Source organism: Sphingomonas faeni (assembly GCF_023195535.1).
Lineage (GTDB): Bacteria > Pseudomonadota > Alphaproteobacteria > Sphingomonadales > Sphingomonadaceae > Sphingomonas > Sphingomonas faeni_B.
Genome location: NZ_JALPNF010000007.1, coordinates 154,508 through 176,719, shown reverse-complemented (window position 1 = coordinate 176,719; position 22,212 = coordinate 154,508). Strand labels below are relative to the sequence as shown.

The window sequence follows — 22,212 nt, the reverse complement described above, 5'->3', positions numbered from 1 at the left end:
TGCTTAAGCTGGACCCGTCAAAACAGGGATAATCGCGTTGATCTCCGGCAACGCGAGGACACTAGGCCGTTGCGGCTGCGTTAGCGGCGAAGAGGAGATGCAATGTCCAACGGAGCAGTTCTAAATCATGTGTAACCGAGCTAGGTTCGACGGTGAGCCGGAGACCATCATCGAGCGGTTCGGCGCGGAATGGCTCGCTGAGAAGCCAATGGATAACCGGTTCGATCCGACGGAATTGCGCCCGTTCGGTCGAGCATATGTCGTCCGCCAGGAAAGCGACCGTCGCGGTCTGGACGTGATGGAATGGGACGTACTGGCGGGGCAAGCAAAGCAAGCTGGCCGCAAGGTAGCGCAGACCAACGTCCGCACCCTCCATCTCCCACAATGGCGGTCGCTCGTCAGCGATCCGGCCAACCGCTGCCTGATCCCGCTGACGGAGTTCTGTGAATGGGCGCGCGAGCCCACTGACCTCGGCGACGGTAAGAAGCCGATCAAGGGGGAGATGTGGTTCGGGGTGACGGATCAGTCCGTGTTCGCGATCGCCGGTTTCTGGCGGCAGGTCGGCGATAAGCGCTACTTCGCGATGGTCACCTGCGACGCGAACGAGCTGGTTGCGCCGATACACCCGAAGGCGATGATCACGATCCTGCAACCAGACGATCACGAGCGGTGGTTAACCGGCAGCTATGACGACGTTCTATCGTTGCAGCGCTCATACCCCGCCGACCGGATGACGGTACGAGGGCCGGTCTTTCCAACGCGAAAAGTAGATGCCGTTGCCAGCAGGCCCGAATAAACCAAATATAGATTAAAATAATAGATTGTGGGGATTGTCATGCAGCGGTTTGGCGTAGCTAGCTTTTCAATTGCATGCGTGAGCGTTCTCTCAGCTTCCGCCGTTGTCGCGCAATTTGGAGCGGACCTGCCACAAGATAAAGCCGACGTGTTCGTAGCGAGGTACGCAGATTGCATTGTAGGAGGGGAAAAGACTAGATCGGTAGCTCTCGAATTTATAAAATCGGTACCCAATACAAGAGAGTCTGCCGAATTGGCGGCAAAGGCTTCAAATTCCAAGTGCCTTGCTACTGATGCCAACCCAGCTCACCCTATCACCATGATGATAATTCAACCGAATGTGCTGCGGGGTGCTCTATATCCTGCACTATATCGCCGCCAGTTCAGAAAGGCGCCAGTTCGGACCTCGATTAAGGACCTTCCTCCGCTTAACTTAGCTGGTGAGTTCAATGGTCCTCTTACAGCGCTGCCGGTCACTTATCGCCCGGAACGTGCCCTCGGCGATTGCGTCGCTCGATCGTCGCCGCTTGCGGCTCACGCTCTGCTAATTTCACGTCCATGGAGCTTGCAAGATACCGGTGCCACTGAGCAATTGAAGCCGGCAATTGCCTCATGCCTCGTTGAAGGCAAGACGATTAGCCTGACGCGGCGCGCACTTCGGGCATATATTGGGGAAGCGATGTTTAAGCTCGTGTCCGTCTCCCCTAAGGCTTGAGCGTTCGAAAGCCGCAATGCTGCGCACGCCACGGAGTAGTCTCCTTCCAATCCTCTACCTCGCAGAGACAGTTGGCACTTCAGCAATGTCTGTCGTCCATGCTGGCGACCGCATCTCCGACCGCATTTTCCACTCGCGCTTGAAGCCTTGCGATGCCGTCACCGCCGTCCATGTGCCGAACTTCCCGTTGATCGCATCGAGTGCGCCCATAAGCCGGTCGCGCTTGGCCGTGTCATCTTCGAACAGCGTCCGAGGCCTCTCGTCCTCGGGAAGCAGATCGTCCAGTATAATGCCCGCCTTCGTGTAGGCGTAGCCGTCACGCCACGCCTTCTCGGCGCCGCGCCTGGCCGCCGCGATCAGTTCGAGGCTGTCGTTCGTCATCGGATGCAGCGTCACCATCCGCGACCCGCCGTACTGGGGCCGATCGGGTTTGTGCTTGTTCGTGTGGAAGAACGCGGTCAGCCGGGCCGCGACCAGCCCGTGCGATCGCAGCTTCTCGCCAGCCCGCAGCGCGTATTGCGACAGTGCGCCCATCATCCGTTCGAAGTCGCAGATCGGCGTTCCGAACGACCGCGTCACGGCCATGCCCTTCCGCCGCGGCTCGACCGCCTCGACCGCATTTGACGGAACACCCCGCAACTCCGCGACTAATCGCTCAAGGACGACCGTTCCGACGGCGCGCGCTTGTTTCATCGGCATGTCTCGCAGGGCACCGGCGGTGTCGATGCCAAGATCAGTGAGCTTGCGTGCAGTCGCATTGCCGACGCCCCACACGTCGCCAACGGCGAAGGCGTGCATCACCTCCCGTCGCACGTCGTCGTCACGCAGATCCGCCACGCCGCCGAACCGCGGGTTCTTCTTGGCCGCCGCGTTCGCCAGCTTCGCCAGCGTCTTTGTCTCCGCAATGCCGACGCAGGTGGGGATCGTCGTCCACTGCTGGACCTGAGCACGCATTGCGTTCGCGTGCGCGACAAGGTCACGGCCCTCAAACCCGGCTAAATCCAGGAACGTCTCATCGATCGAGTAAATCTCGAAGTCGCGGGCGAAGGACTCGCAGGCGGCGAGCACGCGGCGCTGCATGTCCCCGTACAGCGCGTAGTTGGAAGAGCGAACCTGAATGTCATGCTGTCGCACCTTGTCGCGCAAGTGGTGGATCGGATCGCCCATCTTTATGCCGAGCGCCTTGGCCTCCGCAGACCGAGCAATCGCACACCCGTCGTTGTTCGACAGCACGATGACCGGCACGCCGATCAAGCTGGCGTCGAAAGCGCGCTCGCAGGAAACGTAGTAGTTGTTGCAATCGATGAGCGCGATGGGCGTGCTCATACCATCTTGCGGGCGACGCCGACGACCGTACCCCAAATCTCGACGTGCTCGTCGACCAGGATGTCCGCGAACCCCTCGGCCTCGGGGACAAGCCAATGACGGCCGTCGACGTAGCGAAGACGCTTTAGAGTCCGGTCGCCGTGCACTAACGCCACGACGATCGCGCCGGTCTTCGGCTTCTTGGCTCGATTCACGACGATTAGATCGCCGTCGTTGATCCCGGCACCGGACATCGATCGACCGTCCACGCGCATAATGTAGCTTGCGGCTGGATGCTCGACGAGCCATGCGCCCAAGTCGATCGGTTCCTGCATGTCGTCCTGCGCGGGCGACGGAAACCCGGCTTGCGTGTGGACGAGGAAGAACGGCACCTCGCACGGCACCAGCGCGAACGGGACGTCGTGAAGCCTCAGGGCAACGTCACGACGCTGCAGCGGGACGACGACTGGTTGGTCTGAGTTCCTTGAAAACATGACCTAGAGGATCGCGGCGAAGAGGAATTGCTCATGTTGAGCGGCCAGAACCGACCGGGCATCCTGTGCCGCGCCGACGGCCTGCCGGTACTCAACGGTCCCGAACCGCTCGGCTTCGTCGAAGCTGAACGGCGCTGGATCCACAGGTGGGTAGACGTTGTCGTAAATGGCGCGCGCAGCCGCTCTCAGCCACAGATCGTGCTGCATTTCGTTGCTCCATCAGTGTCGAGTCGCCGCGAACGGCATGCTCATAGCTAGGCGCGAACCGGGTTGATTCGCAAGAACATTGCAAGAACATCAATCTAGTGCGATTGGCGGGCCAACGATTCGAGGAACGCGAGAATGATTGATCACGATGACGACCAGCAGGAACCGAAACCGGCGTTCGGGCAGTGGCTGATCACACAGAAAGATCGGGGCGACCTCGTCGGTCAGCTTGCGATGGGAGCCGTCGCCGACCGCCGGTTTCCTCGTAACGGAGACGCTGAAGCCGTACGTAAGCATCTCAGCGCCATGCAGGCGGAGGGCGACATGTTCGCCGCGGTGGACGATGCAGAGTCCGACTGGTTGTCCGCGTGATGCAGCACGCTCCCCACCACGCCGACGCGAGCAAGCGGAGCGGGGAACGTTCGTGCGATCGGAGCTGTAACGCGGCGCAAGCGAGGCAGGTGAGCGCCGGTCATTAAGGTGCGCTATTGATACGCCGACCGAATGATCCGATCCACGATCGCGACCGGAGCGTTCTCGCGCGGTCGATGCAGGATCAGCATGGGACGCAGTAGCTCTAATGCTGTGGCGCACGCCTCCCGGTCGTCGCCGGTCACAAGTACCTCGAGCTTCAGCCTATCCATGTTTGCGTGAATGAACCGACCCGACTCATACCTACGTCCGCTGTCGCCCTCGCGCCGAAGGTCACCGAGGCGCCCATACAAACGATTTTCTAGGCGACCCGCCCCTTTGCCGATGACGACCGTCTCCCCGTTCTCCACGGCGCGAAATAGCCCCGCCATGCCTCTCAGCGACCGATGGGACGCGGCGAAACCGCCGGGTAGATCGACCCACTTTTTGTCCCAAGTCGCCAGGGACTTGCCGGCGATCAACGGCTCGGTTTCGGGGTGATAATGATTCATATCTTGTCTCCTGTGGCCGTCACGCGACGGCAAAAAAAAATAGCCGATGGGGAGTCCTCCTCACCCGCCCACCGACCGAAGTCAGCGAGCGGGTGAGGACAGGGATCAGGCAGGCTGAGCTTGCTTGGCTGCGCCCGCCTCGACTGCGGCCAGCAACGTGTCGTTCGCGAGATGACTGTATCGCGCCGTGCTGGCGACGTTGGCGTGTCCCAACACCTTACCGACGGCGAAGAGGTCGACGCCTGAGTTGACCATGAAGGACGCCGCGGAGTGGCGCAGGTCGTGGATCCGGAGCCCCGGCAGTCCAGCGGCGTCTCTAGCCGTCTGCCACCCGTGCTTTATCGTCGTCAGGTGCTTCGCGGGCACCTTCGGGCTGGGGAAGAGGAACACCGCCCCCTCGATCCTCTGCATCTGCTCGATGATCGTCACCGCCGCCTGCGCAAGCGGTACGTACCTGGACCGCCCCGTCTTCGAGGTCGGCACGTACATGCTGCGGCCGATCAGATCGACATGCTCCCATCGCATGGCCAGCAGCTCGGATACGCGCATGCCGGTCAGCAGCAGCAACCCGACCACGGGCGAGAGCAGCGGATTGCGCGACCGATCCGCGGCGGTGATCAGGCGCCCGGCCTCCTCGGTCGAGAGGAACCGTTCTCGGGCGTTGTTCAGCGGCTTGCTCTGTATTCCACGGACGGGGTTCCGATCGCATCCCGCGATACCCCAGCGCATGCCAAGCTCGTACGATCTCCCGAAGATCGCCTTGATCTTGATGACCGTCGCGGGGGCTAAACCTTCATCCCGCTTCGTCGCCAACCACTGTGCCACCGCACGAGCGTCAATGTCGCTGACACGGGTGCGACCCCACCGTTTGAGGATGTGCTTCATGTAGCCTCGGGTGGTACTGAAACTGCGCTGGTGAAGTTCGGCGTCGGCCAAGTGCATCGCGGCAAGTTCCGCGTACAGAGGGATAGCTTTGGCCTCGGCCTTCTTCGCTGCGGGGTTTACACCCATTACGACCTCCGAACGGAGACGCTGGGCGGCTTTCTTGGCGGTGGCGAAGCTGATGTCTTCGTACCGGCCAATCTTATGCTGCTTCTGCCTGCCAGCGGCATCGGGGTATCGGAGGTAGTACGTTTTACCACCGGTCGATCGGCATTCTAGGACGAAACCGGTAACTGATTCATCGTACCAGTCGGAGCGCGAGCGACCCGCTTCGCACTGTGCGTTCAGCGCGAACGCGTGAGTTAAATGGGCTTTGGGCATGCTGATATTCCTTTTGAAAGAGCGATAATGCGGAGCCGCTGGGGGGCGTCCGGGATCGGCGCATGTTGGTGGCCACGGGTGCGCGGATCGGCGCCGTGGCGTTCGAGGAAACAGTCGCACGGAACCGCCGAGAGACAGGACCGTGCGGCGGTGCGTCAGGGCAGCAGATGGTGGTGACCGTCGCCGTCTTTCCGCCAGCGAGCAGGACCGGGACTCGCGGCGGAGTTCTTAATCAGCATCATGGCGACGTGACGCGTGTCGAAGCCAAGGCGGGCCAAGACCTCGCAGATAGCCTTAGTCGTGTCGATGCGTTCACCGATGCAGACCGTGATCGCGACAATGGCTTGATCGTTCTTGTTTGGACCGCAGTCTGCGACGAGTTGCCGCAGCCGCTCGAGCAGGTTCTTGGGCTGGGGTTTAGGTTTGATCCGAATATGCGCGGCCGAAGCCTTGCCGGATAGATTGAGCATAAAGTGTTCCTTGGTGTGTGTGCGGCATGCGCAAACCCTTCCCGCGCGGGCACGTAGCCGGGCGGTGGTTCGCGTCTGCTGAGAGGGGGGGAGTGGCCGGGATGGCCGAGAGTTTTGCTGGAATTCGTTGTCGTTCGCCCGTGCGAAGGACGACGGAGGCGCAGGTGGGGGGGGGGGCGGCAGCGACGCGAACTTCTGTCGGCCACATCGTCGGCGCCGGGTCGGTCATCGGGTTTACCGGTCTCCTACCCCTCCCCCCACTGCTACCCCTTGTTTTCAGGGTATAAGTTTAATCAAACTTGTCTTTTAATGGTCTTGGATTGTGTTCGTTCGGCGCGTCCCCTGAGGAATCAGGACGTAAGGGTACGCGCCATCTGTCCCGCCCCTGGATACGTTTCGGTTCCCCGAACCACTCGCGCAGGAACGACGCACACTCCTTGGCCTGCGGATTGGTCGGGTGATCAATGCCGGCGGCCTCGAGCACCTCGCTGGCGGTCATAGGCTTGGTGCCGGTCGCCTCTGGATCGATGATCGTGACAAGGCGGTCGCGTATCAGACTAAAGCTACGATGCAGGCTATTCTGCCGTTCGAGCAGCACCTCTTCCTCGCCGGTCAGCCACCACTTCTCACCATCCTTGAGCAGAACTGCGCACTGGGCGTAGACCTGCTGCATCGGGATGTCGTGCGCGTGGTCGATATGTTCGCAGGCAATGGTCCAAAAGCGGGCGTTGCCGGTTGGGTCGATCAGAAAGTCCGCCGCATTGACGGTCGCGTAGAACACCGTCCGTCGCTGCGTCTCGACCGCGGCCTTTCCGTACGGGCGACGGATCTTGTCGGTCCCGTTGGTCAAGAACCCCTTGAGCCGCGAAATGTCGCGTTTCAGCGAGCTCTCCAGCTCGCCGACTTCGACGATCAGATGGTCGATCGCCCCGAGTTGGCTGTCTTTGTTGCCCGCGTCGAGATGGTGATCGACTTTGATCAGCTGTTTGCCGAGCCGCTCGTCGTCGATGAGCTTCATGCCCCAGCTCGTCTTGCCGATGCCTTGAGACCCCTGCAAGGTCAGCACCCCTCTGCACCGGAACCCGTCCGGCATCGTCGCCGCCGCCGTGACGCTTAGTATCCACTTGCGCATGAGCAGGTCGCGAAGTTCGACCGGATACTCCGCCCGCGGCGTGATCGTGTTGTAAAAGGCTGGGAGACGGTCTTCCCCGTCCCACGGTCGACTGTTGATCCAGTCAGCAGCGGGGTTGAAGGAGTTCTCGTCCCCGATTGCCTCGACGATGGGCGGAACGAGTCCCGTGGGCATGCCGTACTGGCTGGCCAGGCTGAGAACATGGGTCATCGACACGGCGTCGTTGTTCTCGGTCGTGCCGAAGACCCACGGCACTGCTATCTCAGTGCGCTTGCGTATGATGTTGTAACGGACGGTCACGCCGTTGGCGTCCAGCATGTGCCGAACGTTGGCGATGGTGCTGGGCGGACCGTCTGAGCGCCGCGCCGGTTGATCCGGGAACGACGCTATGTCCAGGTCAATGGGACGCGTCGATTGCGCCCCCGGTGACCTGTTCACCTTGAGGGTAGATATCGATTTCACTGCTGCTTCCTATGGGTTGCTGCTTCAAAGAGCGGATCGCACGCGGCGATCGTGCGCTGCACGCGCAGAAGGCATGGTCGGCCAGCGACCGCCGACCCGTGAAAGGTCGACGGCGCTATATGCGAGTGATTAAGCGATCAACGGAACGTAGATGTCGTCGCAGAGCCGTGTCCAAAGATGGTACTGGGCGTCTCTGCCGTCGTAGTCTTCGAGCAAGGTCTCGATGGTTTCTAAGTCGAACTTCGAGCCTCGCGCCTCCAAATACCCGTACATTTCATCAGGATCGTCCACGCCGTCGTCCAAAAGGGAAAACATCACCGCAAGGGTGATTGCGAGGCCCGCGTGCCGAAGGTCGAGCTGTATCTCAGGTTCACAGCGAAGCGCGTCCCGAACGCCTTGCGAAGAGAGACGAATACGTTGAGTAAATTTAGTCATAAGGTAACATCCTGGCTCTGCCGGTCATTGACCGAACGTTAGTTAGAGCGCACCGGTCATTGACCGACGACTTGGGGATGCCTTAAAGATTCGACTGAATGATCGGTCGAACGTGGGTTAGCTGGGCGCTATAAACTCGCTTGTCAACGCCGTTGCACCAAGTTTCTTTACCGCCGCCCCACCTATCGTTCTGCGACATAACGCCGGCATAGACGGCGTAATTCGGGGATGACTCCGTCCTTATCTTGGATCAGCAGTATGTAGGCAAAGGTGGAGCCGAAGGTTACGACCATCTCGTACCAACCGCCGTGCTCCGCCAGCCAGTCCCAGCCCCCTGGATGAAAGTCGGGTTCGCCGAAGCGGAAGCCGTCGAATGGCTCGACGAGTGGTGAAAAGCCAATGTGCCGAACGATGTCGGCTTCGGTGTCGAACGGTTCCACGACGAGAAACTCAGTGTGGTCCGTCACGTCGCCGTAGGGCGTCCCCAGCGCGGCGATGCGTTTGGTCAGCAGACGGTGAAGTTGGCGGTCGAGGCCGAGCGTCAACGCGTGTGCCGCGGAGGTGCGATCGTACAAATGCAGCATGATACGTATTCCTTTGGGGGCGAGCCCCCGCAGGGGCTGCGGGTTGGTTAGGTCGAGGGGTGAGCTTTGATCAGGCGGCGACGCACCGGCGCAGCAGCAGAGAGATGGCGGGATCGATGTCGATCGTGTCGGGGACAAACAACACCAGTCCGAACCCGTCGTCGGACAGGATCATCACGGCTTCGAGCCAGCCGTCCTTGCGATTGACGTACTCGAAAAGCGGCTCGAACTCGGGGTCGCCGAGTTTCCTGCCGTCCACGAGGTTGGTGCCGATCGCCACGCCGGCTTCGGCCTCGACCTCCGCGAGGGTGTCGCCGGGACGCACGACTATGATGTGCACGATCTCGTCCAGGTCCAGCCCATCCTCGGCCAACTGATCGCGGCGGAGGGTGAGCAGGCGGCGAAGTGCGGGGTCGAGCAGCGACACGAGCGCACGGTCCATGTCGGCGGAATTTCGGATTGAAAGCATTGCGTTTCTCCAAAGAAAAAGGCCCCCGGATTGCTCCGAGGGCCTGTGGTGGTGGTAATGTTGCCGGGTCGTGCCGGCGGGTTAGGTGAGGACGATCAGCGTCCGCCCATGACCTCTTCGGGTCTTCGGGATCGATCCCATTGCTGGGACGGTTGGTTCAGGTAGGTTTTAGGCTCCCACGGGAAGGATACGGCGACCCGCACATTGGTCATGCCGGCCGCTTTCAAAGGTTGAAGCGCCAGATTGGTCACGACCGTCCGCGCATTCTCTCTGGCTTTCGTCATATTCTTCGGGTCGTGCGCGAACGCCTCCGACCTGGCTTCCGCCCGGACCGACACTTGCCGAGCCATGGCGAGCGCAGCCTCGCGAGATATGAATGATCCGTGCTGGCGTATGATAGCCGCCCCCTCATCTATGTTCGGTTTGGCGACCGTGACGTCGGGCATGTCGATGGTCAGCGTGCGGTCGCCGGCGTTCCAGTGATAAGCCTCCTTCCCCATCCGATCGAGATTGATGAAATAATCAACCGTGACGGGAAACAGCGATTCCTGCGTCGGCGAGAAGATACGACCCTTGAACGCCGCTCTGGCGACGACCTTACCTTTGATGACGCCAATCTTTATCGCCGCCGCTTTCTCGAACTTAGCGCCGACCATGCGAGCGGCCTCCAGTCCCAGGTCCAGTTCGGCGTCTCGTCTCTTTTTATCTGCATCCTTACGCTCATCGACCTGCGTCCAGACGAAATAGGCCACTCCGGCCAACACGATTAGGGCGAGGACAATGAAGGCTTTTCTGTTTCCCTGCTTCCTCTCCCGAAAGGTGGGCCGGTTATTGTTTCGTCTATTGCCCTGCAAAGCCGCCTCCCCGGTGTTCGCGGCGAACCATCCACGAATTGCGGAGCAAAACAATCACTTCCACTTCGCAGCGGCAAAGGCCCGGCAGGCGGTGCGAGCCTTGATGATGTTGCGACCGGTCGAGACACGGATGGTCTGTTCGTTGATCGGCTCAATCTCTCGACCGCGGGTCTTGGCTTCGTCGTAGGCGCGAGCGGTCACCAGCGATCGGCAAGCCACCAGCAGTGCGCTCGCCTCCGGGACGAACTGGTAGCGGGAGTAGCGGACCTCGACGCTGAATCCGCCGGGGATGTCCTTGACGGTGAAGTGGGCGTTCTTGTCGGCAACCTCGGTTAGAGGACGGGACACGTCAGCTGGATGGGTGCAGGCTGTAACGGCGAGGGCTGCACTCAGGACGAGCGCCTTCGTCTTCATAACCATGGTATTCTCCCTGTTAATGTGATGCAGACGCGACAAAGGGCGTCAGGACGCAGGTGCGCTGACGTTCGGCTTCGATGCGTTCATTGGACTGCCCCCTAGCGGGGCGACGTGCGGCTCAGACCTTGCGCCACCCCTATGTTCCTCTCGGGGCGACGGCCGAAGCCGGATGTTCAGAACCTAGCCACTAGAGCAGGCGCATGCGCCTTTACCGGTAAAACCAGCTGGACATGCGCGCATGCCACCCGGCCACAGGAATCCTGTCGACCGAGTTCTAGTGGCTGGAGTTCTGACGCCCCACCCCCTGGCTTTCTCAGGAGGCGTTGCGATCATGGTCAGCCTGGACGGCGTTCGCAATAGGCGTTTGCGGGCAATCGCTGCATGCGGGTCAACCATACATATAAGATGACATATGTTCCGCGCTTGTTCTCTATGGGGAGCATGGGACTTGCTTCATACACCATGACGTGGCTCAACCTGCCGCTATGGACGTCAAACTGATCCGCGCATTCATCGCGTCGCCGAGTGGCCTCGAAACCGAGCGTCATGCCGCATTCGCCGCCGCGAACGAAATAAACAAGTCCGTCGCCATGCCAATGGGCGGCCGCCTTGAACTGATAGGCTGGGAAGAGACGCTATCCGGCAACGGCAGACCGCAAGCAATCATCAATGCCGAAATGGAAACTTGCGACCTATTTATTGGCGCAATCTGGACAAGCTGGGGTTCGAAGCCCGCGACCGATGGCTTATACAGTTCCGGATTCGAAGAAGAGTTCGAGTTATCGCGATCCCGTCATGATCGTACCGGCAGTCCAGTTATGGCAATGTTTTTTAAGTCAGTAGACCCGGTTCAAGCAAGAGATCCGGGTAAAGACCTTAATAAGGTTTTCGCTTTTCAGGAAAAGCTCCGATCAGAAAAGAACTTTTTGTATGGAACTTTTGCATATTCCGAAGAATTTACCGCTAAAGTTCGCGAGTTTCTCTCAACCCACGTCATCCGCCTTTTAAGACAACTGCCGATTCAGCAAGACGACAAGGCTAGAGAACGGGTAAACCGTATCGATGATACCGAAGACCCCCTCCCCGAGCAAAACGGCGGAAAATCCCCCGATGCAATGTTTCTGAATGATGCCGCGTCGGACATATTCTCAGATAAAGGACTTCAGTCCGTTGAGGTAGCACGAATACGACTGATTGGCACGGCATACGGCAGGTCAGAGAATGACAAGCAGGTACTTGCGGCCCATGACGCGAATTTGATTTACTCTGCGCGGAAGAGTTTCGAACTTTCCTTTATCGAGCGGTATGGATTGCTTGAATCAGGCCTTACTTCTTTGCAAGCCGAAAACGTTCCGTTATGGACATGGCTGGCGGAGCTTACCGAATCCCGCCCCTCTCTTCTGACAAGCCTCAGCATGCTTTCGGAGCCGGCCGTGCAGGCCGGTGCTATTGCCGCAATGAGGATGCTACAGCTCTCGGTAAAGCCGGTAGAAAACGGCAGCGATGATCCGATAGGGGAATATTGGCTTGGCTCAAAATCGACCGCCGCAGTCAAGTTGATGGCGCTCCATTACCTACGTGATCTTGGTACGTACAAAGAACTTAACATTGCTCTTCGGGAGGTGGAGTTAGCCAGTAAGGATACGACGACCGCTGCGCTGGAAACAGCAATCACAATCATGATGCGCTCAAGCGAGCAGGAGGCAGTTCGCTACGTTCTATCGACCTCTTTTGAAACATTAGACTTGGACGTACTCAGCCAGGTTCTTAAGCACCTCGACGAAGCGTCAATTCAGGAATTGCAGACAGGACTTGATCATCGCTCCTCAGTCGTCCGTGCGGCAGCTTTACGAGAGATGAGCGAGCGTGACCTAGTGAGCATAGCCACACTTGAACGGGCACGAGATGATGATGCGCCGGTCGTCCGATACGCTGCCCTTCAAGCCCTTGACCGCTTGGGTCAGGCACCATCGTTAGATGAAGCACAAAAGATACTGGGAAAACCGAAGACCTCATATTCGATTTTGGCGTTCGGAAGCGGACTGGATACGGTCGGCTTGGAGTTCTTCGAGCTTTACGCCGCGGAGCGTATGCGATCCATGCCCGTACCGCTTTTGGAAGCGTTGCTTGAAACCTCAACGCATCGTGTCGGAGCATTCCAAGCCCTCGCCGCTCGCAGAATAGGCAAACATGGCGAACAACTCCGCGCTGACCTTGAAGACGGCTTCGAAACCTACTTTTCGATCAATTGGCCTGAAGGCATCAAACCGCCGACGGGCTTAGGCCTGTTAGCATTCGGTATCGGCAACTCAGACCCCGCGGCGGCTAAGAAGCGCGAATTGATTAGAAAGGCTTTGGACATCGTAGCAGCTCAGCGAGATAGAAATGATCTCGCTTTAGTCCGCAGCGTGCTTGATACCGGAAAGGCATATATCTCGGGAGCGGTACTAAGCTTTTTCAAAGCGCTTGGCGCTGAGAACGACAGTGAGCGCATCGGAAAGACTCCTAGGTTGCGCGTAAGCCAACCGGATGACGGCGGCTATTACAAAGATTTTACAGACGCCGCTCGCCTTATCCTGAAGATCCACAAGGGCGGATCAAGCGAGCTAATGAAATTAGACATTCCCATCATTATGAAGGCGAAAATTATTGAGATAATGCCCGCGAAGGATTTCGCCGCTCTGCCTGACGAAGAAATTGTCGATATGCTCCTTAGCAGCGACGATAATCTTCGCAGAACGACAGCACGCAAAACGCCGGCCAGTGTCACCAGAAGTCGCGTGACGAAGATCCTGAATTTATATCAATCACATGATGATGGTAGGTATTACGTCGTGACACACTGGCTGGACCTTGGCCTCGCCTACGACCGGCCCACTTCGCGAAGGGTGGTGGAAGCGGGCACTTAGATTTAGAACCAAGTATCGAATTTCTTAGTATCTCGTCGTAGCAACAAACCGGGAGACAGGTTATTTTATAGGAGTTTTAAATTTTACTTCGATAAAGCTTGGCACTCCTAGCAATTCGCCAACGGCATGGCGGTGGCTGAGAGACGCTGGAGCCCCCCCCCAAAATGAAAAAGCGCTTGGCAGCGGCGATCCCGCAACTTTCATTGTTCAGGAGGAAAGGCATTCCCTAAGCGAAGAATTGTGGACCCAATGGCAGTTGGTTTGGTGGCCTGAGATTGCCATGCGCGGCTTTAGCAAAAAGACCGGTCCACCGATCGATGAAGGTGTCCTCATCCTCCGCGTCGATTGTGAAAGGTCCGTGCGCAACTGCCAAACCGCCAATGACGGGCTGAAAGGCCGTGTGGAAAGACTCGCTACTCGGCGGGATCGCAACGGGCGCTTCGTTCATGCCTGCACCAGAAAACTGATGGTAGAACGCGACCTCCCGCCAGCGGAAGTCGGTATCCTGAGGCGTGCGAGCGAATGCAAGAGTAGTCGAGAACGTATAGACGCTCGGGTCATGATAGCTGACCTTCGTGATCGAACAAGCCACCTCCAACTTTGAGAACGCGGCTACCTCCCATATGCCCTCCGTAGGCAAACCGGGACGAGTAGGAACCCGCCTTTCTAGCCGCGTCGGCACATCCCATCGCAGCTTAGCTGGACCCAGAGCTAACTCCCGAATGCCCGTAGATGCGTTTGGTGCGTCCGCAACAATGATAGCCTTCAGCCTATTCAGGATGCCTGCAAAATCACGAGCGCCGTCATCTCCGATCGCTTTCCACTCTTTTGCGGCGGTCTGGGCTGCAACTAGCTCAGCTTCGTCAGTGGCGGCAGCTCGCGCGACTGCTTGACCGGCAGCTGCCAATGACGCCCGGGGACCAGCAGCAGGAAGAGCATCATTGGTGGCGAGGATTAGTGCCTGCACACGATCTAAGCTGGGCCGGACAGCCTGGGCCTTCCTAAGCATGTGGTTCACCAAACCACCTAACCGAGGATCGATACCCAGAACCTGGGGCGGCGGTTTTTGTAAATGAGCCTCACGCACGTCATTTATGTCACCACCGAAAGGCGGGGCGCCGGTCAGCAAAGTATGGATGATACACCCGAGCGCATACACATCTGTACCGCCCGACGGACGCTCCCCTAACCATTGTTCAGGCGCAGCATACGGCGGCGTCAGTGAGTGGCGCAGGGTCTCAAGGGACGTGGAGTCTTCCACGAACTTAGCGATGCCGAAGTCGGCAATCTGCCAACGCCCGTCGCGATAGAGAACATTCCCTGGCTTCAGATCACGGTGGACGATGTTCTCGACCTCTTTTAGCCCCGCGATAATGTCGAGGATGATCGGCTTGGCCTCACTCCACGGAAGCGGTCCGTTATCCCGAAGGTGATCCTGCAAACTCCGCTCGCATATCGGCATGACAAGATAATACCCGTCACCGTTGGCGTCCTGCCCATAGTCATAGACCGGCACGACATGGCGATACTCGCGATCAACAAGAGACTCACCGATCTTCATTTCGCGATGGGCAGCGGCACCCGCGGTAAGCTTGAGCCTCTTAACAGCTACATCGCCAGACGGCCCTGATCCGCGAAACACCTCACCGAACCCGCCGGGTGGTCCTAGCCGCTGACTCTCATCAAAGTTCCACTCATGCTTACCCAATGCGATCGTCGGCATACCGCCCCCCTTCACGAACAAGATAAGAACACTAATAGCGGGTGCCAAGATCGGTCGGGCACCTTTCGGTATCTCGACACGTGAACAAAACGGCGTTGTCCTACATTCCAAGCGCGACACATGCCGGCCGCATGAATAGGTAAAGCGTACGCCGAGACCATCGCCCTACCTGAAGTCCTAGACGCAGAACCTGAGCGGCTTCCCGGCAGAACGGCCTTTGGTCCCAGCCGCCGCCGTTCCCTTGTAGATAGGCCATAACGAAATGGCGGCGCTTACGGGGTCTTAGTCCCGAACGCGATGCAACTTCGCAGACGCGCTTCCGAGCTCGACCTCCAGCACATCTGCCTTTGCGTCCAACGCCCTTGCTTGGAAGTCGAACGGCTCAACGTCGCTCGGGTAGTACGTGAAGCGGTAGCTGTTCGCCCCACCGGCCTTCATGAAGAACGTCGCCAGTCCCTTGCTGTCCGCTTCTCGCTCGATGCTCACCTCGCCGAGGACCGGGCCCTCCTCCAGTCTCGTCTCGTTCTTGCCGTCGCTCATGTAGTAAAGCCCCGCGGCGTTTGGCCACGTGACCGCAAGGCCTTCAGCGGGCGAACCGTCCGGCAACTGCGCAACAACTCGTAAGGCAACCCCTGGATCACGCGTGGGCACACCCGCCTGCTCCAGCTTGACCGGTCCCGGCTTGTTGAAAATGTGAATCCTGTCCCCGCGCACGTCCCACGTGCCCTCCGCGCGAATGCCCACACTACCGCCGACGCTGTAAACCGCGGTGCTGTCCGCGTTCAGGCTAACGTCGACCGCGATGCCCTCCTCTTCGAAGTGGTACTTGCCCACCAGAAGCTGCCGATCAGGTACAGGCATGGTTTGGGACGATGCGGGGGCCACAACCACCAGTCCAACCAACGCAGAGGCACAGATCAAGCGAAGCATCGCCACGACTTCCTACCCAAAGCGCCCCACGTAGGACCCAAACGAATAGCCTAGCTAGACCGCCTCCCGTAGGAAACATACTGCTGACCAACGTTAAGTAACTTAAAGAAGGGTGGTGCCGCTTACAGGACTCGAACCTGTGACCCCCGCATTACGAATGCGATGCTCTACCAGCTGAGCTAAAGCGGCCCGACGGCGGATGTCTCCGGTCGAGGGGGCGGCGCATAACAGGGGGCTTTCGCGCTGACAAGCGGTTTGCGTATTTACGGGTCTTTTACCATGGCCTCGTATATGCCTGACCGTGAATTTGGGGGCGTTTGGCATGAATACAGTACGCGGGCGAGATGACGGGCGGCCCGGCGCTACGGCCCCCGCGCACGACGCGGCGGACGCAGGCGTCAACGACGTGATGTTCGATCTCGGCGGCGACGAGCGGCGGATGCACGTGCGCGCCTATAATCACTGGGTGTCGCTGCTCGACGGACGCCCCTATCCGTCGATCGCGAACCTCGAGCCCGAGACGATCACCGATTTCGGCCCGCACAGCGTGCTGCTCGATTTCAGCCATGGCATGGGCGACCCGAAGATCGCGTATCTCGGTCGGGCACTGCGCGAGGAATGCGGGTTGGAGGGGCCGATCGCGACGATCGCCGACGTGCCGAGCCGGTCGCTGCTGTCGCGCCTCACCGATCATTATCTCCAGATCATCGCCAATCGCGCGCCGATCGGCTTCGAGGCGGAATTCGTCAGCAGCCGGGGGCGCACGACGTTGTACCGCGGCATCCTGATGCCGTTCGCATCGGCCGGCGAGACGATCGACTTCATCTTCGGCGTGATCAACTGGAAGGAACTCGCGGACGCCGGCATGCAGGTGACCCTGGCGGCCGAACTCGACGCCGCCGTCCGCGCGACGCCGCAGGCCTTGGGCGAGACCGCGCAGGTCTGGGCCGATGGTCCGAGCGGTGGTTTCGCGAGCGCAGCACCGGTCATGCAGGAACTCGTGCTCGACGAACCCCTGCCATTGGAAACGCTGCCGACCGGACCGCTGGGCGAGCACCTGGCGATGGCGCGCGAGAGCGCCGCGCAATTCCGTGCCGCCGAAGCCCGCAGCCGCGCCGCGCTGCACCGGGCATTGGGTCGGGCACATGATTTTGCCGTCGCGGCCGAGCATGAAGGCGACGATCTCGCCGCCCTGCTGTCCACCGCGTGCCTGCCGGGCGAGGATGCGGCGATGGCGCAGATCGTCAAACTCGTCTTCGGCGCCAATTCCGATGCGGGCCGACTCGCGACGTTTACCGACGTGCTGCGGCATGCCCAGCGTCATCAGGTGCCGATCGGCGGGCTGCCGAGCTTTCTGGACGGCTATGACGGCGACCTGACCGCGATCGCCACTGCGGAGTGCGCCGCGGCCTAGGTGCGCCGCGGCCTAGGTGCGGCGCAGCATATCTCTTCGCACCTGCCACAAGCCTTGAGATAGGCGAATAGCGGGCGCATAGGCCCGGACCTATGGCGAACCAATCGTTGAAAACGCTCACCGAAACCCTTGCGGGCCGGTTGACCGAACGGGCCCTTCCAGGCGAACTCAAGGACTTCGGACCAGCGGAGGTCGCGCAGGCCGCGGCGTTTGTGGCCGCGACCGCCGCGCACCGCGACGACGGTGCGCCGGCGATCGCGATCGAGCCGATCAGCGCGGACGACACGCGGCGGCGGATGCGCCTCGCGATCGTCAACGACGACATGCCGTTCCTGGTCGATTCGATCGCCGCGGCGATCGGCGCGCAGGACATAGCGGTCGATCGGATCATCCACCCCGTCGTCCGGACGACGCGAACACCCGATGGCACGCTGCACGCGATCGACGCGGACGGCCAGGGCGCCGGCCGCCCCGAATCGATGATCTATCTCGAGATGGAGCGCGCCGATGCGCGTGATCGTCGCGGGTTGATCGAGGACCTCACGGCCGTATTGGCCGATGTCCGCGCGGCGGTGACCGACTGGCGCGCGATGCAAGGAGCGCTCGACGACGATATCGCCAAGCTGCCCGAGGGCGAAGGCGCGGCATTGCTGCAGTGGTTCCTCGACGGGCACCTGACGCTGCTCGGCCATCAGGTCTGGCATCGCGACGGCAGCAGCGGCGCGGCGCTCGGTATTGCGCGTAACGAACACCGCGTGCCGATCCTCGCCGAAGCCTCGCGTGCGCTGGCGATCAAGTGGTTCGAGGCGGGCAACGACGCGCCGTTGCTGCTGAAGTCGAATTTGATCTCGACGGTGCACCGCGCCGTGCCGCTCGACCTCGTGGTCGTGCCGGTGATGGAGGGCGCGACGGTTGCCGGGCTGTCGATCTACAGCGGCCTGTGGACCAGCGCCGCGCTGGCCGCGATGCCGCGCGACGTGCCGGTGTTGCGCACGCGCCTCGCCGCGATGAAGGCCAAATTCGGCTTCGATCCGCGCGGTCATGCGGGCAAGGCGCTGACGCATGCGTTCACCGCGCTGCCGCACGACTTGGTGATCGCGTTCGCACCCGATGCGCTGGAGGACCTCGCGCTGACCGCGATGAGCCTCGCGGATCGGCCGCGGCCCGCGCTCGTGCTGGTCCAGTCGGCGCTCGGTCGCCACCTGTTCGGGTTCGTCTGGCTACCGCGCGACGACGTCACCACCAGCCGCCGCGTCGCGATCGGCGACATGCTGGCGGAGGCGGCGAATGCGAGCATCCTGAACTGGTCGATCGCGCTGGAGGACGGCGAGGTCGCGATGATCCGCTACACGCTCGACCTGCGCGGCGAGGGACGAATGCCCGACGCCGCGCCGCTCGCGCTCCGGTTGCAGCGGATGGTGCGCGGCTGGGTATCGGACGTCGAGGCCGCCTTGATCGAGACGTTGCCGCCACCGCGCGCCGCACGGCTTGCGCTGAAATGGGCGGCCGCGTTCCCGCAGAATTACCGCAACCTCAGCACGCCTGCCGAGGCCGCCGAGGATATCCAGCGGATCGCCGCGCTGGCCGACCCGGATGCGCGTGGTGTGCGTCTCGTTCCGGGGGAAGCCGGTGCCGATCCCCAACTCAAGATTTACAAGCTAGGCGGCGCGTTGCCGCTGTCGGACGCGGTCCCGGTGCTGGAGAATTTCGGCTTCCGCGTGATCGGCGAATTGCCGACGCGACTGCGCGACGACAGCGTGCCGTTCGTGCATGATTTCGTGCTGGAGGCAAACGCGGCGGCGCAGCAGAGCGACGCCCCCGTGCTCGAAGGCGCGATCGCGGCGGTGTTGGAAGGCGCTGCCGAGAACGACGCGTTCAACAGGCTGATCGTCGAACTCGGCATGCGTCCCGAGGCGATCGTGCTGTTCCGCGCGTGGTTCCGGTATCTGCGTCAGGCGGGGCTTCCGTATGGGCTGACCACCGTGGTCGATGCGCTGCGGCGTGCGCCGAAGGTCGCCGCGGCATTGATCGCGCGCTTTACCGCGGTCCACCACCCGGATCATCCCGGCAATGCGATCGAAGCGGACCAGGCGATCGAGGCCGGGCTCGACGCGGTCACCGCGATCGACGACGACCGGATCCTGCGCGCGTATCGCAATTTGATCGCGGCGACGCTGCGGACCAACGCGTTCACGTCCGCCGCGTCGGAAGCGCTTGCGTTCAAGCTCGACAGCCATCTGATTCCGGGCCTCCCCGCCCCCGTGCCGTGGCGGGAAGTGTGGGTCTATTCGCCCCGCGTCGAGGGCATCCACTTGCGCGCCGGTCCGGTCGCACGCGGCGGCCTGCGCTGGTCCGATCGTCGCGACGATTTCCGCACCGAGATCCTCGGGCTGATGAAGGCGCAGCGCGTCAAGAATGCGGTCATCGTGCCGACCGGCGCGAAGGGCGGCTTCTATCCCAAGCAGCTCCCTGCCCCGTCGAACCGCGACGCGTGGCTGGCCGAGGGCACCGAGAGCTACCGGATCTTCATCCGCACTTTGCTGTCGATCACCGACAACATCGTCGAGGGCAAGGTCGTGCATCCGGATGGCGTGACGATCCTCGACGGCGAGGACCCATATTTCGTGGTCGCCGCCGACAAGGGCACCGCGACGTTCAGCGACGTGGCGAACGCGCTCGCACTCGAACGCGGCTATTGGCTCGGCGACGCGTTCGCCTCCGGTGGCTCGGTCGGCTACGATCACAAGGCGATGGGGATCACCGCAAAGGGCGCATGGCTCAGCGTCCAGCGGCACTTCGCCGAACGTGGCCTCGACGTGCAGAGCGAGAGCATCACCGTGGTCGGCTGCGGCGACATGTCGGGCGACGTGTTCGGCAACGGCATGTTGTTGTCGAAGACGCTGAAGGTCATCGCGGCGTTCGACCACCGCCACATCTTCCTCGATCCCGATCCCGATCCGGCAACCAGCTGGGACGAGCGCAACCGCATGTTCGCGCTGCCGCGGTCGAGCTGGGCGGACTACGACGCCAGCCTGATCTCCAAAGGTGGCGGCGTGTTCGCGCGCACCGACAAGGTCGTGAAGCTGTCGCCGGAGGTGCAGGCCGCGCTCGGCATAACCGCGAGCGAAATGGAGCCCGGCGCGCTGATCTCTGCGATCCTCAAGGCGCCGGCCGACCTCCTCTGGTTCGGCGGCATCGGCACCTATGTGAAGGCCGCATCGGAAGCGAACGTCGCGGTCGGCGATCCCGCCAACGACCGCCTGCGCGTCAACGCCGAGGACCTACGCGTGATCGCGATCGGCGAAGGCGCGAACCTCGGCGTCACGCAGGCGGCGCGGATCGCGTTCTCCGCGCGCGGCGGGCGGATCAACACGGACTTCATCGACAATTCGGCGGGCGTCGACTGCTCGGATAACGAGGTCAACATCAAGATCGCGCTCAACCGCGAGATGATCGAAGGGCGCCTGGGGTACGAGGACCGCAACACGCTGCTCGCGAGCATGACCGACGACGTCGCGCATCTGGTGCTGGAGGACAACCGCCTCCAGACGCTGGCGCTGTCGATCGCAGAGGCCGACGGCGCGGTCGCGGTGCCGAGCTATGTCCGCGTGATCGAGATATTCGAGGGCGCGGGCCGGCTCGATCGGGCAGTCGAGGGGCTGGCGTCGAACGATATCCTGCTCCGTCGCGGCCAGGATGGTCTGGGGCTGACCCGCCCCGAGCTCGCCGTGCTGCTGGCGACCGCCAAGCTCGGGTTGCAGGACGCGATCGAGCATGGCGATATCGCCAAGGACGACGCGCTCAAGCCCGACCTGCACGCCGCCTTCCCCGCGGCGATGCGCGAGCGCTTTGCGACCGCGATCGACGAGCACCGGCTGCGGCCCGAGATCGTCGCGACCAAGCTCGCCAACCGGATCGTCAACCGACTGGGCATCCTCTACCCGTTCGAGCTGGCGGAAGAGGAAGGTGCGGCGATGGGCGATATCGCGGCGATGTTCGTCGTCGCCGAACGCCTGTTCGACCTGCCGGCGCTGTGGGCGGAGATCGAGACGGCCGTTATGCCGGAGGCGGCGCGGATCGCGTTGTTCGACGAGGTGGCGGTCGCGACGCGCTCGCAGATCGCCGATCTGTTGCGCGTATCGGCGCCGGGAACGGCACCGGGCGACGTGCTCGCACGGCTGGCGAAGGGCATCACCCAGCTCGACAGCCAGACCGCAGCGTTGCTGCTCGAAGAGGCGAGTGCGCAGAGCAGCCGTATCGCCAGCCAGCTTGAAGCGGTTGGTGCGCCGGGTGACCTAGTGCGCAAGGTAGTCCGCCTGTTCGAGATGGACGGCGCGGTTGGTCTCGCCGATCTCGGCGAGCGGATGACGCTCGACGAGGCGGTCCTCACGCGCGCGTTCACGCACCTCGGGCAGGCGCTCGGGCTGGATTGGGCGCAGGCGAATGCGGCGCGGATCAGCCCGACCGATCCGTGGGAGCGCCTGCTCATCGCCGGTCTCGCGCGCGATTTCCAGCAGTTGCGGCTCGAGTTCCTCGCGCGGCGTGGGGCACAGGATCCGCAGGGTGCGGTCGAGGCTTGGCTGGCGGCGAACGCTACGCGGGTCGCGCAGTTCAAGGCTGTCATCGACCGCGCGCGTCATGCGGCTGTCCCGAACGCGGCGATGCTAGCGCAGATCGCCGGGCAAGCGCGGGTGCTCTTGGGGCGGTAACA

At 61.5% G+C, this 22,212-nt stretch carries 19 protein-coding genes and 1 tRNA gene; 5 read left to right on the top strand and 15 right to left on the bottom strand.

Translation table 11 applies throughout. From position 1 onward, the window contains the following. Positions 1-127: 127 nt before the first annotated feature. Positions 128-796 (top strand): SOS response-associated peptidase, encoded by a 669-nt coding sequence (locus SPHN_RS14190; protein ID WP_248524370.1) that lies wholly within the window; start codon positions 128-130, stop codon positions 794-796. A gap of 768 nt (positions 797-1,564) precedes the next feature. Here the strand turns inward: SPHN_RS14190 and SPHN_RS14185 are convergent. Genes SPHN_RS14185 through SPHN_RS14175 form a run of 3 tightly spaced genes read right to left on the bottom strand, consistent with a single transcriptional unit; the run spans position 1,565 to position 3,516 of the window. After that, entirely contained in the window at positions 1,565-2,836 is a 1,272-nt protein-coding gene (locus SPHN_RS14185; protein WP_248524369.1) for a Y-family DNA polymerase, read from the bottom strand. Continuing rightward, the gene (locus tag SPHN_RS14180; RefSeq protein ID WP_248524368.1) at positions 2,833-3,309 is read right to left on the bottom strand and encodes a LexA family protein; all 477 of its coding nucleotides are present in this window, start codon (positions 3,307-3,309) and stop codon (positions 2,833-2,835) included. The genes SPHN_RS14185 and SPHN_RS14180 overlap by 4 nt, the downstream gene beginning before the upstream one ends. A 3-nt stretch (positions 3,310-3,312) precedes the next feature. Beyond that, positions 3,313-3,516, bottom strand: a complete 204-nt coding sequence (locus SPHN_RS14175) for a hypothetical protein (RefSeq protein WP_248524367.1) — start codon at positions 3,514-3,516, stop codon at positions 3,313-3,315. Between the two features lie 135 nt (positions 3,517-3,651). Between SPHN_RS14175 and SPHN_RS14170 the strand changes: the two genes are divergently transcribed. After that, on the top strand, positions 3,652-3,888 hold the full coding sequence (locus SPHN_RS14170; protein WP_248524366.1) for a hypothetical protein: 237 nt from the start codon (positions 3,652-3,654) through the stop codon (positions 3,886-3,888). Positions 3,889-4,001: 113 nt separating this feature from the next. Here the strand turns inward: SPHN_RS14170 and SPHN_RS14165 are convergent, their stop codons facing one another. From SPHN_RS14165 to SPHN_RS14125, 9 genes are all read right to left on the bottom strand, one after another. Continuing rightward, positions 4,002-4,439 carry a hypothetical protein gene (locus SPHN_RS14165; RefSeq protein ID WP_248524365.1) on the bottom strand — a complete coding sequence of 146 codons (438 nt, stop codon included), beginning with the start codon at positions 4,437-4,439 and terminating at the stop codon, positions 4,002-4,004. Positions 4,440-4,544: 105 nt separating this feature from the next. Next, positions 4,545-5,702: a site-specific integrase gene (locus tag SPHN_RS14160; RefSeq protein WP_248524364.1), complete on the bottom strand. Its 1,158-nt coding sequence runs from the start codon at positions 5,700-5,702 to the stop codon at positions 4,545-4,547. Between the two features lie 155 nt (positions 5,703-5,857). Next, positions 5,858-6,172: a hypothetical protein gene (locus SPHN_RS14155; RefSeq protein ID WP_248524363.1), complete on the bottom strand. Its 315-nt coding sequence runs from the start codon at positions 6,170-6,172 to the stop codon at positions 5,858-5,860. Positions 6,173-6,461: 289 nt separating this feature from the next. Then, on the bottom strand, positions 6,462-7,622 hold the full coding sequence (locus tag SPHN_RS14150) for a virulence-associated E family protein (protein ID WP_248524362.1): 1,161 nt from the start codon (positions 7,620-7,622) through the stop codon (positions 6,462-6,464). Between the two features lie 273 nt (positions 7,623-7,895). After that, positions 7,896-8,201 (bottom strand): hypothetical protein, encoded by a 306-nt coding sequence (locus tag SPHN_RS14145; protein ID WP_248524361.1) that lies wholly within the window; start codon positions 8,199-8,201, stop codon positions 7,896-7,898. Between the two features lie 182 nt (positions 8,202-8,383). Further along, positions 8,384-8,785 carry a hypothetical protein gene (locus SPHN_RS14140; protein WP_248524360.1) on the bottom strand — a complete coding sequence of 134 codons (402 nt, stop codon included), beginning with the start codon at positions 8,783-8,785 and terminating at the stop codon, positions 8,384-8,386. A gap of 70 nt (positions 8,786-8,855) precedes the next feature. Continuing rightward, the gene (locus SPHN_RS14135) at positions 8,856-9,227 is read right to left on the bottom strand and encodes a hypothetical protein (RefSeq protein WP_248524359.1); all 372 of its coding nucleotides are present in this window, start codon (positions 9,225-9,227) and stop codon (positions 8,856-8,858) included. A 122-nt stretch (positions 9,228-9,349) separates the two neighbouring features. Beyond that, positions 9,350-10,006: a DUF4230 domain-containing protein gene (locus tag SPHN_RS14130; protein WP_248524358.1), complete on the bottom strand. Its 657-nt coding sequence runs from the start codon at positions 10,004-10,006 to the stop codon at positions 9,350-9,352. 156 nt (positions 10,007-10,162) lie between these two features. Then, on the bottom strand, positions 10,163-10,528 hold the full coding sequence (locus SPHN_RS14125) for a hypothetical protein (protein WP_248524356.1): 366 nt from the start codon (positions 10,526-10,528) through the stop codon (positions 10,163-10,165). A gap of 464 nt (positions 10,529-10,992) precedes the next feature. Between SPHN_RS14125 and SPHN_RS14120 the strand changes: the two genes are divergently transcribed. Continuing rightward, positions 10,993-13,434 (top strand): DUF4062 domain-containing protein, encoded by a 2,442-nt coding sequence (locus SPHN_RS14120; protein ID WP_248524354.1) that lies wholly within the window; start codon positions 10,993-10,995, stop codon positions 13,432-13,434. 226 nt (positions 13,435-13,660) lie between these two features. On the opposite strand, the gene SPHN_RS14115 is transcribed toward SPHN_RS14120, so the two are convergent. The 3 genes from SPHN_RS14115 to SPHN_RS14105 all read right to left on the bottom strand — a co-directional run bounded on the left by SPHN_RS14115 (position 13,661) and on the right by SPHN_RS14105 (position 16,276). Further along, positions 13,661-15,157 carry a serine/threonine-protein kinase gene (locus SPHN_RS14115; protein ID WP_248524352.1) on the bottom strand — a complete coding sequence of 499 codons (1,497 nt, stop codon included), beginning with the start codon at positions 15,155-15,157 and terminating at the stop codon, positions 13,661-13,663. A gap of 282 nt (positions 15,158-15,439) precedes the next feature. Next, a complete protein-coding gene (locus SPHN_RS14110) occupies positions 15,440-16,087 on the bottom strand; it encodes a hypothetical protein (RefSeq protein ID WP_248524350.1) in 648 nt (215 codons plus the stop codon). 113 nt (positions 16,088-16,200) lie between these two features. Then, positions 16,201-16,276: transfer RNA gene (locus tag SPHN_RS14105), tRNA-Thr, on the bottom strand. A gap of 133 nt (positions 16,277-16,409) precedes the next feature. Between SPHN_RS14105 and SPHN_RS14100 the strand changes: the two genes are divergently transcribed. Then, complete coding sequence (locus SPHN_RS14100; protein WP_248524348.1) at positions 16,410-17,501, top strand: PAS domain-containing protein; 1,092 nt, start codon at positions 16,410-16,412, stop codon at positions 17,499-17,501. Between the two features lie 92 nt (positions 17,502-17,593). Then, entirely contained in the window at positions 17,594-22,210 is a 4,617-nt protein-coding gene (locus tag SPHN_RS14095) for an NAD-glutamate dehydrogenase (protein WP_248524346.1), read from the top strand. Positions 22,211-22,212 lie beyond the last annotated feature (2 nt).

Bases quoted from the DNA above. Each gene is read 5' to 3' on its own strand.
- SPHN_RS14190 (WP_248524370.1), top strand. From the start codon at position 128: ATGTGTAACCGAGCTAGGTTCGACGGTGAGCCGGAGACCATCATCGAG.
- SPHN_RS14185 (WP_248524369.1), bottom strand. From the start codon at position 2,836: ATGAGCACGCCCATCGCGCTCATCGATTGCAACAACTACTACGTTTCC.
- SPHN_RS14180 (WP_248524368.1), bottom strand. From the start codon at position 3,309: ATGTTTTCAAGGAACTCAGACCAACCAGTCGTCGTCCCGCTGCAGCGT.
- SPHN_RS14175 (WP_248524367.1), bottom strand. From the start codon at position 3,516: ATGCAGCACGATCTGTGGCTGAGAGCGGCTGCGCGCGCCATTTACGAC.
- SPHN_RS14170 (WP_248524366.1), top strand. From the start codon at position 3,652: ATGATTGATCACGATGACGACCAGCAGGAACCGAAACCGGCGTTCGGG.
- SPHN_RS14165 (WP_248524365.1), bottom strand. From the start codon at position 4,439: ATGAATCATTATCACCCCGAAACCGAGCCGTTGATCGCCGGCAAGTCC.
- SPHN_RS14160 (WP_248524364.1), bottom strand. From the start codon at position 5,702: ATGCCCAAAGCCCATTTAACTCACGCGTTCGCGCTGAACGCACAGTGC.
- SPHN_RS14155 (WP_248524363.1), bottom strand. From the start codon at position 6,172: ATGCTCAATCTATCCGGCAAGGCTTCGGCCGCGCATATTCGGATCAAA.
- SPHN_RS14150 (WP_248524362.1), bottom strand. From the start codon at position 7,622: ATGCTGGACGCCAACGGCGTGACCGTCCGTTACAACATCATACGCAAG.
- SPHN_RS14145 (WP_248524361.1), bottom strand. From the start codon at position 8,201: ATGACTAAATTTACTCAACGTATTCGTCTCTCTTCGCAAGGCGTTCGG.
- SPHN_RS14140 (WP_248524360.1), bottom strand. From the start codon at position 8,785: ATGCTGCATTTGTACGATCGCACCTCCGCGGCACACGCGTTGACGCTC.
- SPHN_RS14135 (WP_248524359.1), bottom strand. From the start codon at position 9,227: ATGGACCGTGCGCTCGTGTCGCTGCTCGACCCCGCACTTCGCCGCCTG.
- SPHN_RS14125 (WP_248524356.1), bottom strand. From the start codon at position 10,528: ATGGTTATGAAGACGAAGGCGCTCGTCCTGAGTGCAGCCCTCGCCGTT.
- SPHN_RS14115 (WP_248524352.1), bottom strand. From the start codon at position 15,157: ATGCCGACGATCGCATTGGGTAAGCATGAGTGGAACTTTGATGAGAGT.
- SPHN_RS14110 (WP_248524350.1), bottom strand. From the start codon at position 16,087: ATGCTTCGCTTGATCTGTGCCTCTGCGTTGGTTGGACTGGTGGTTGTG.
- SPHN_RS14100 (WP_248524348.1), top strand. From the start codon at position 16,410: ATGAATACAGTACGCGGGCGAGATGACGGGCGGCCCGGCGCTACGGCC.
- SPHN_RS14095 (WP_248524346.1), top strand. From the start codon at position 17,594: ATGGCGAACCAATCGTTGAAAACGCTCACCGAAACCCTTGCGGGCCGG.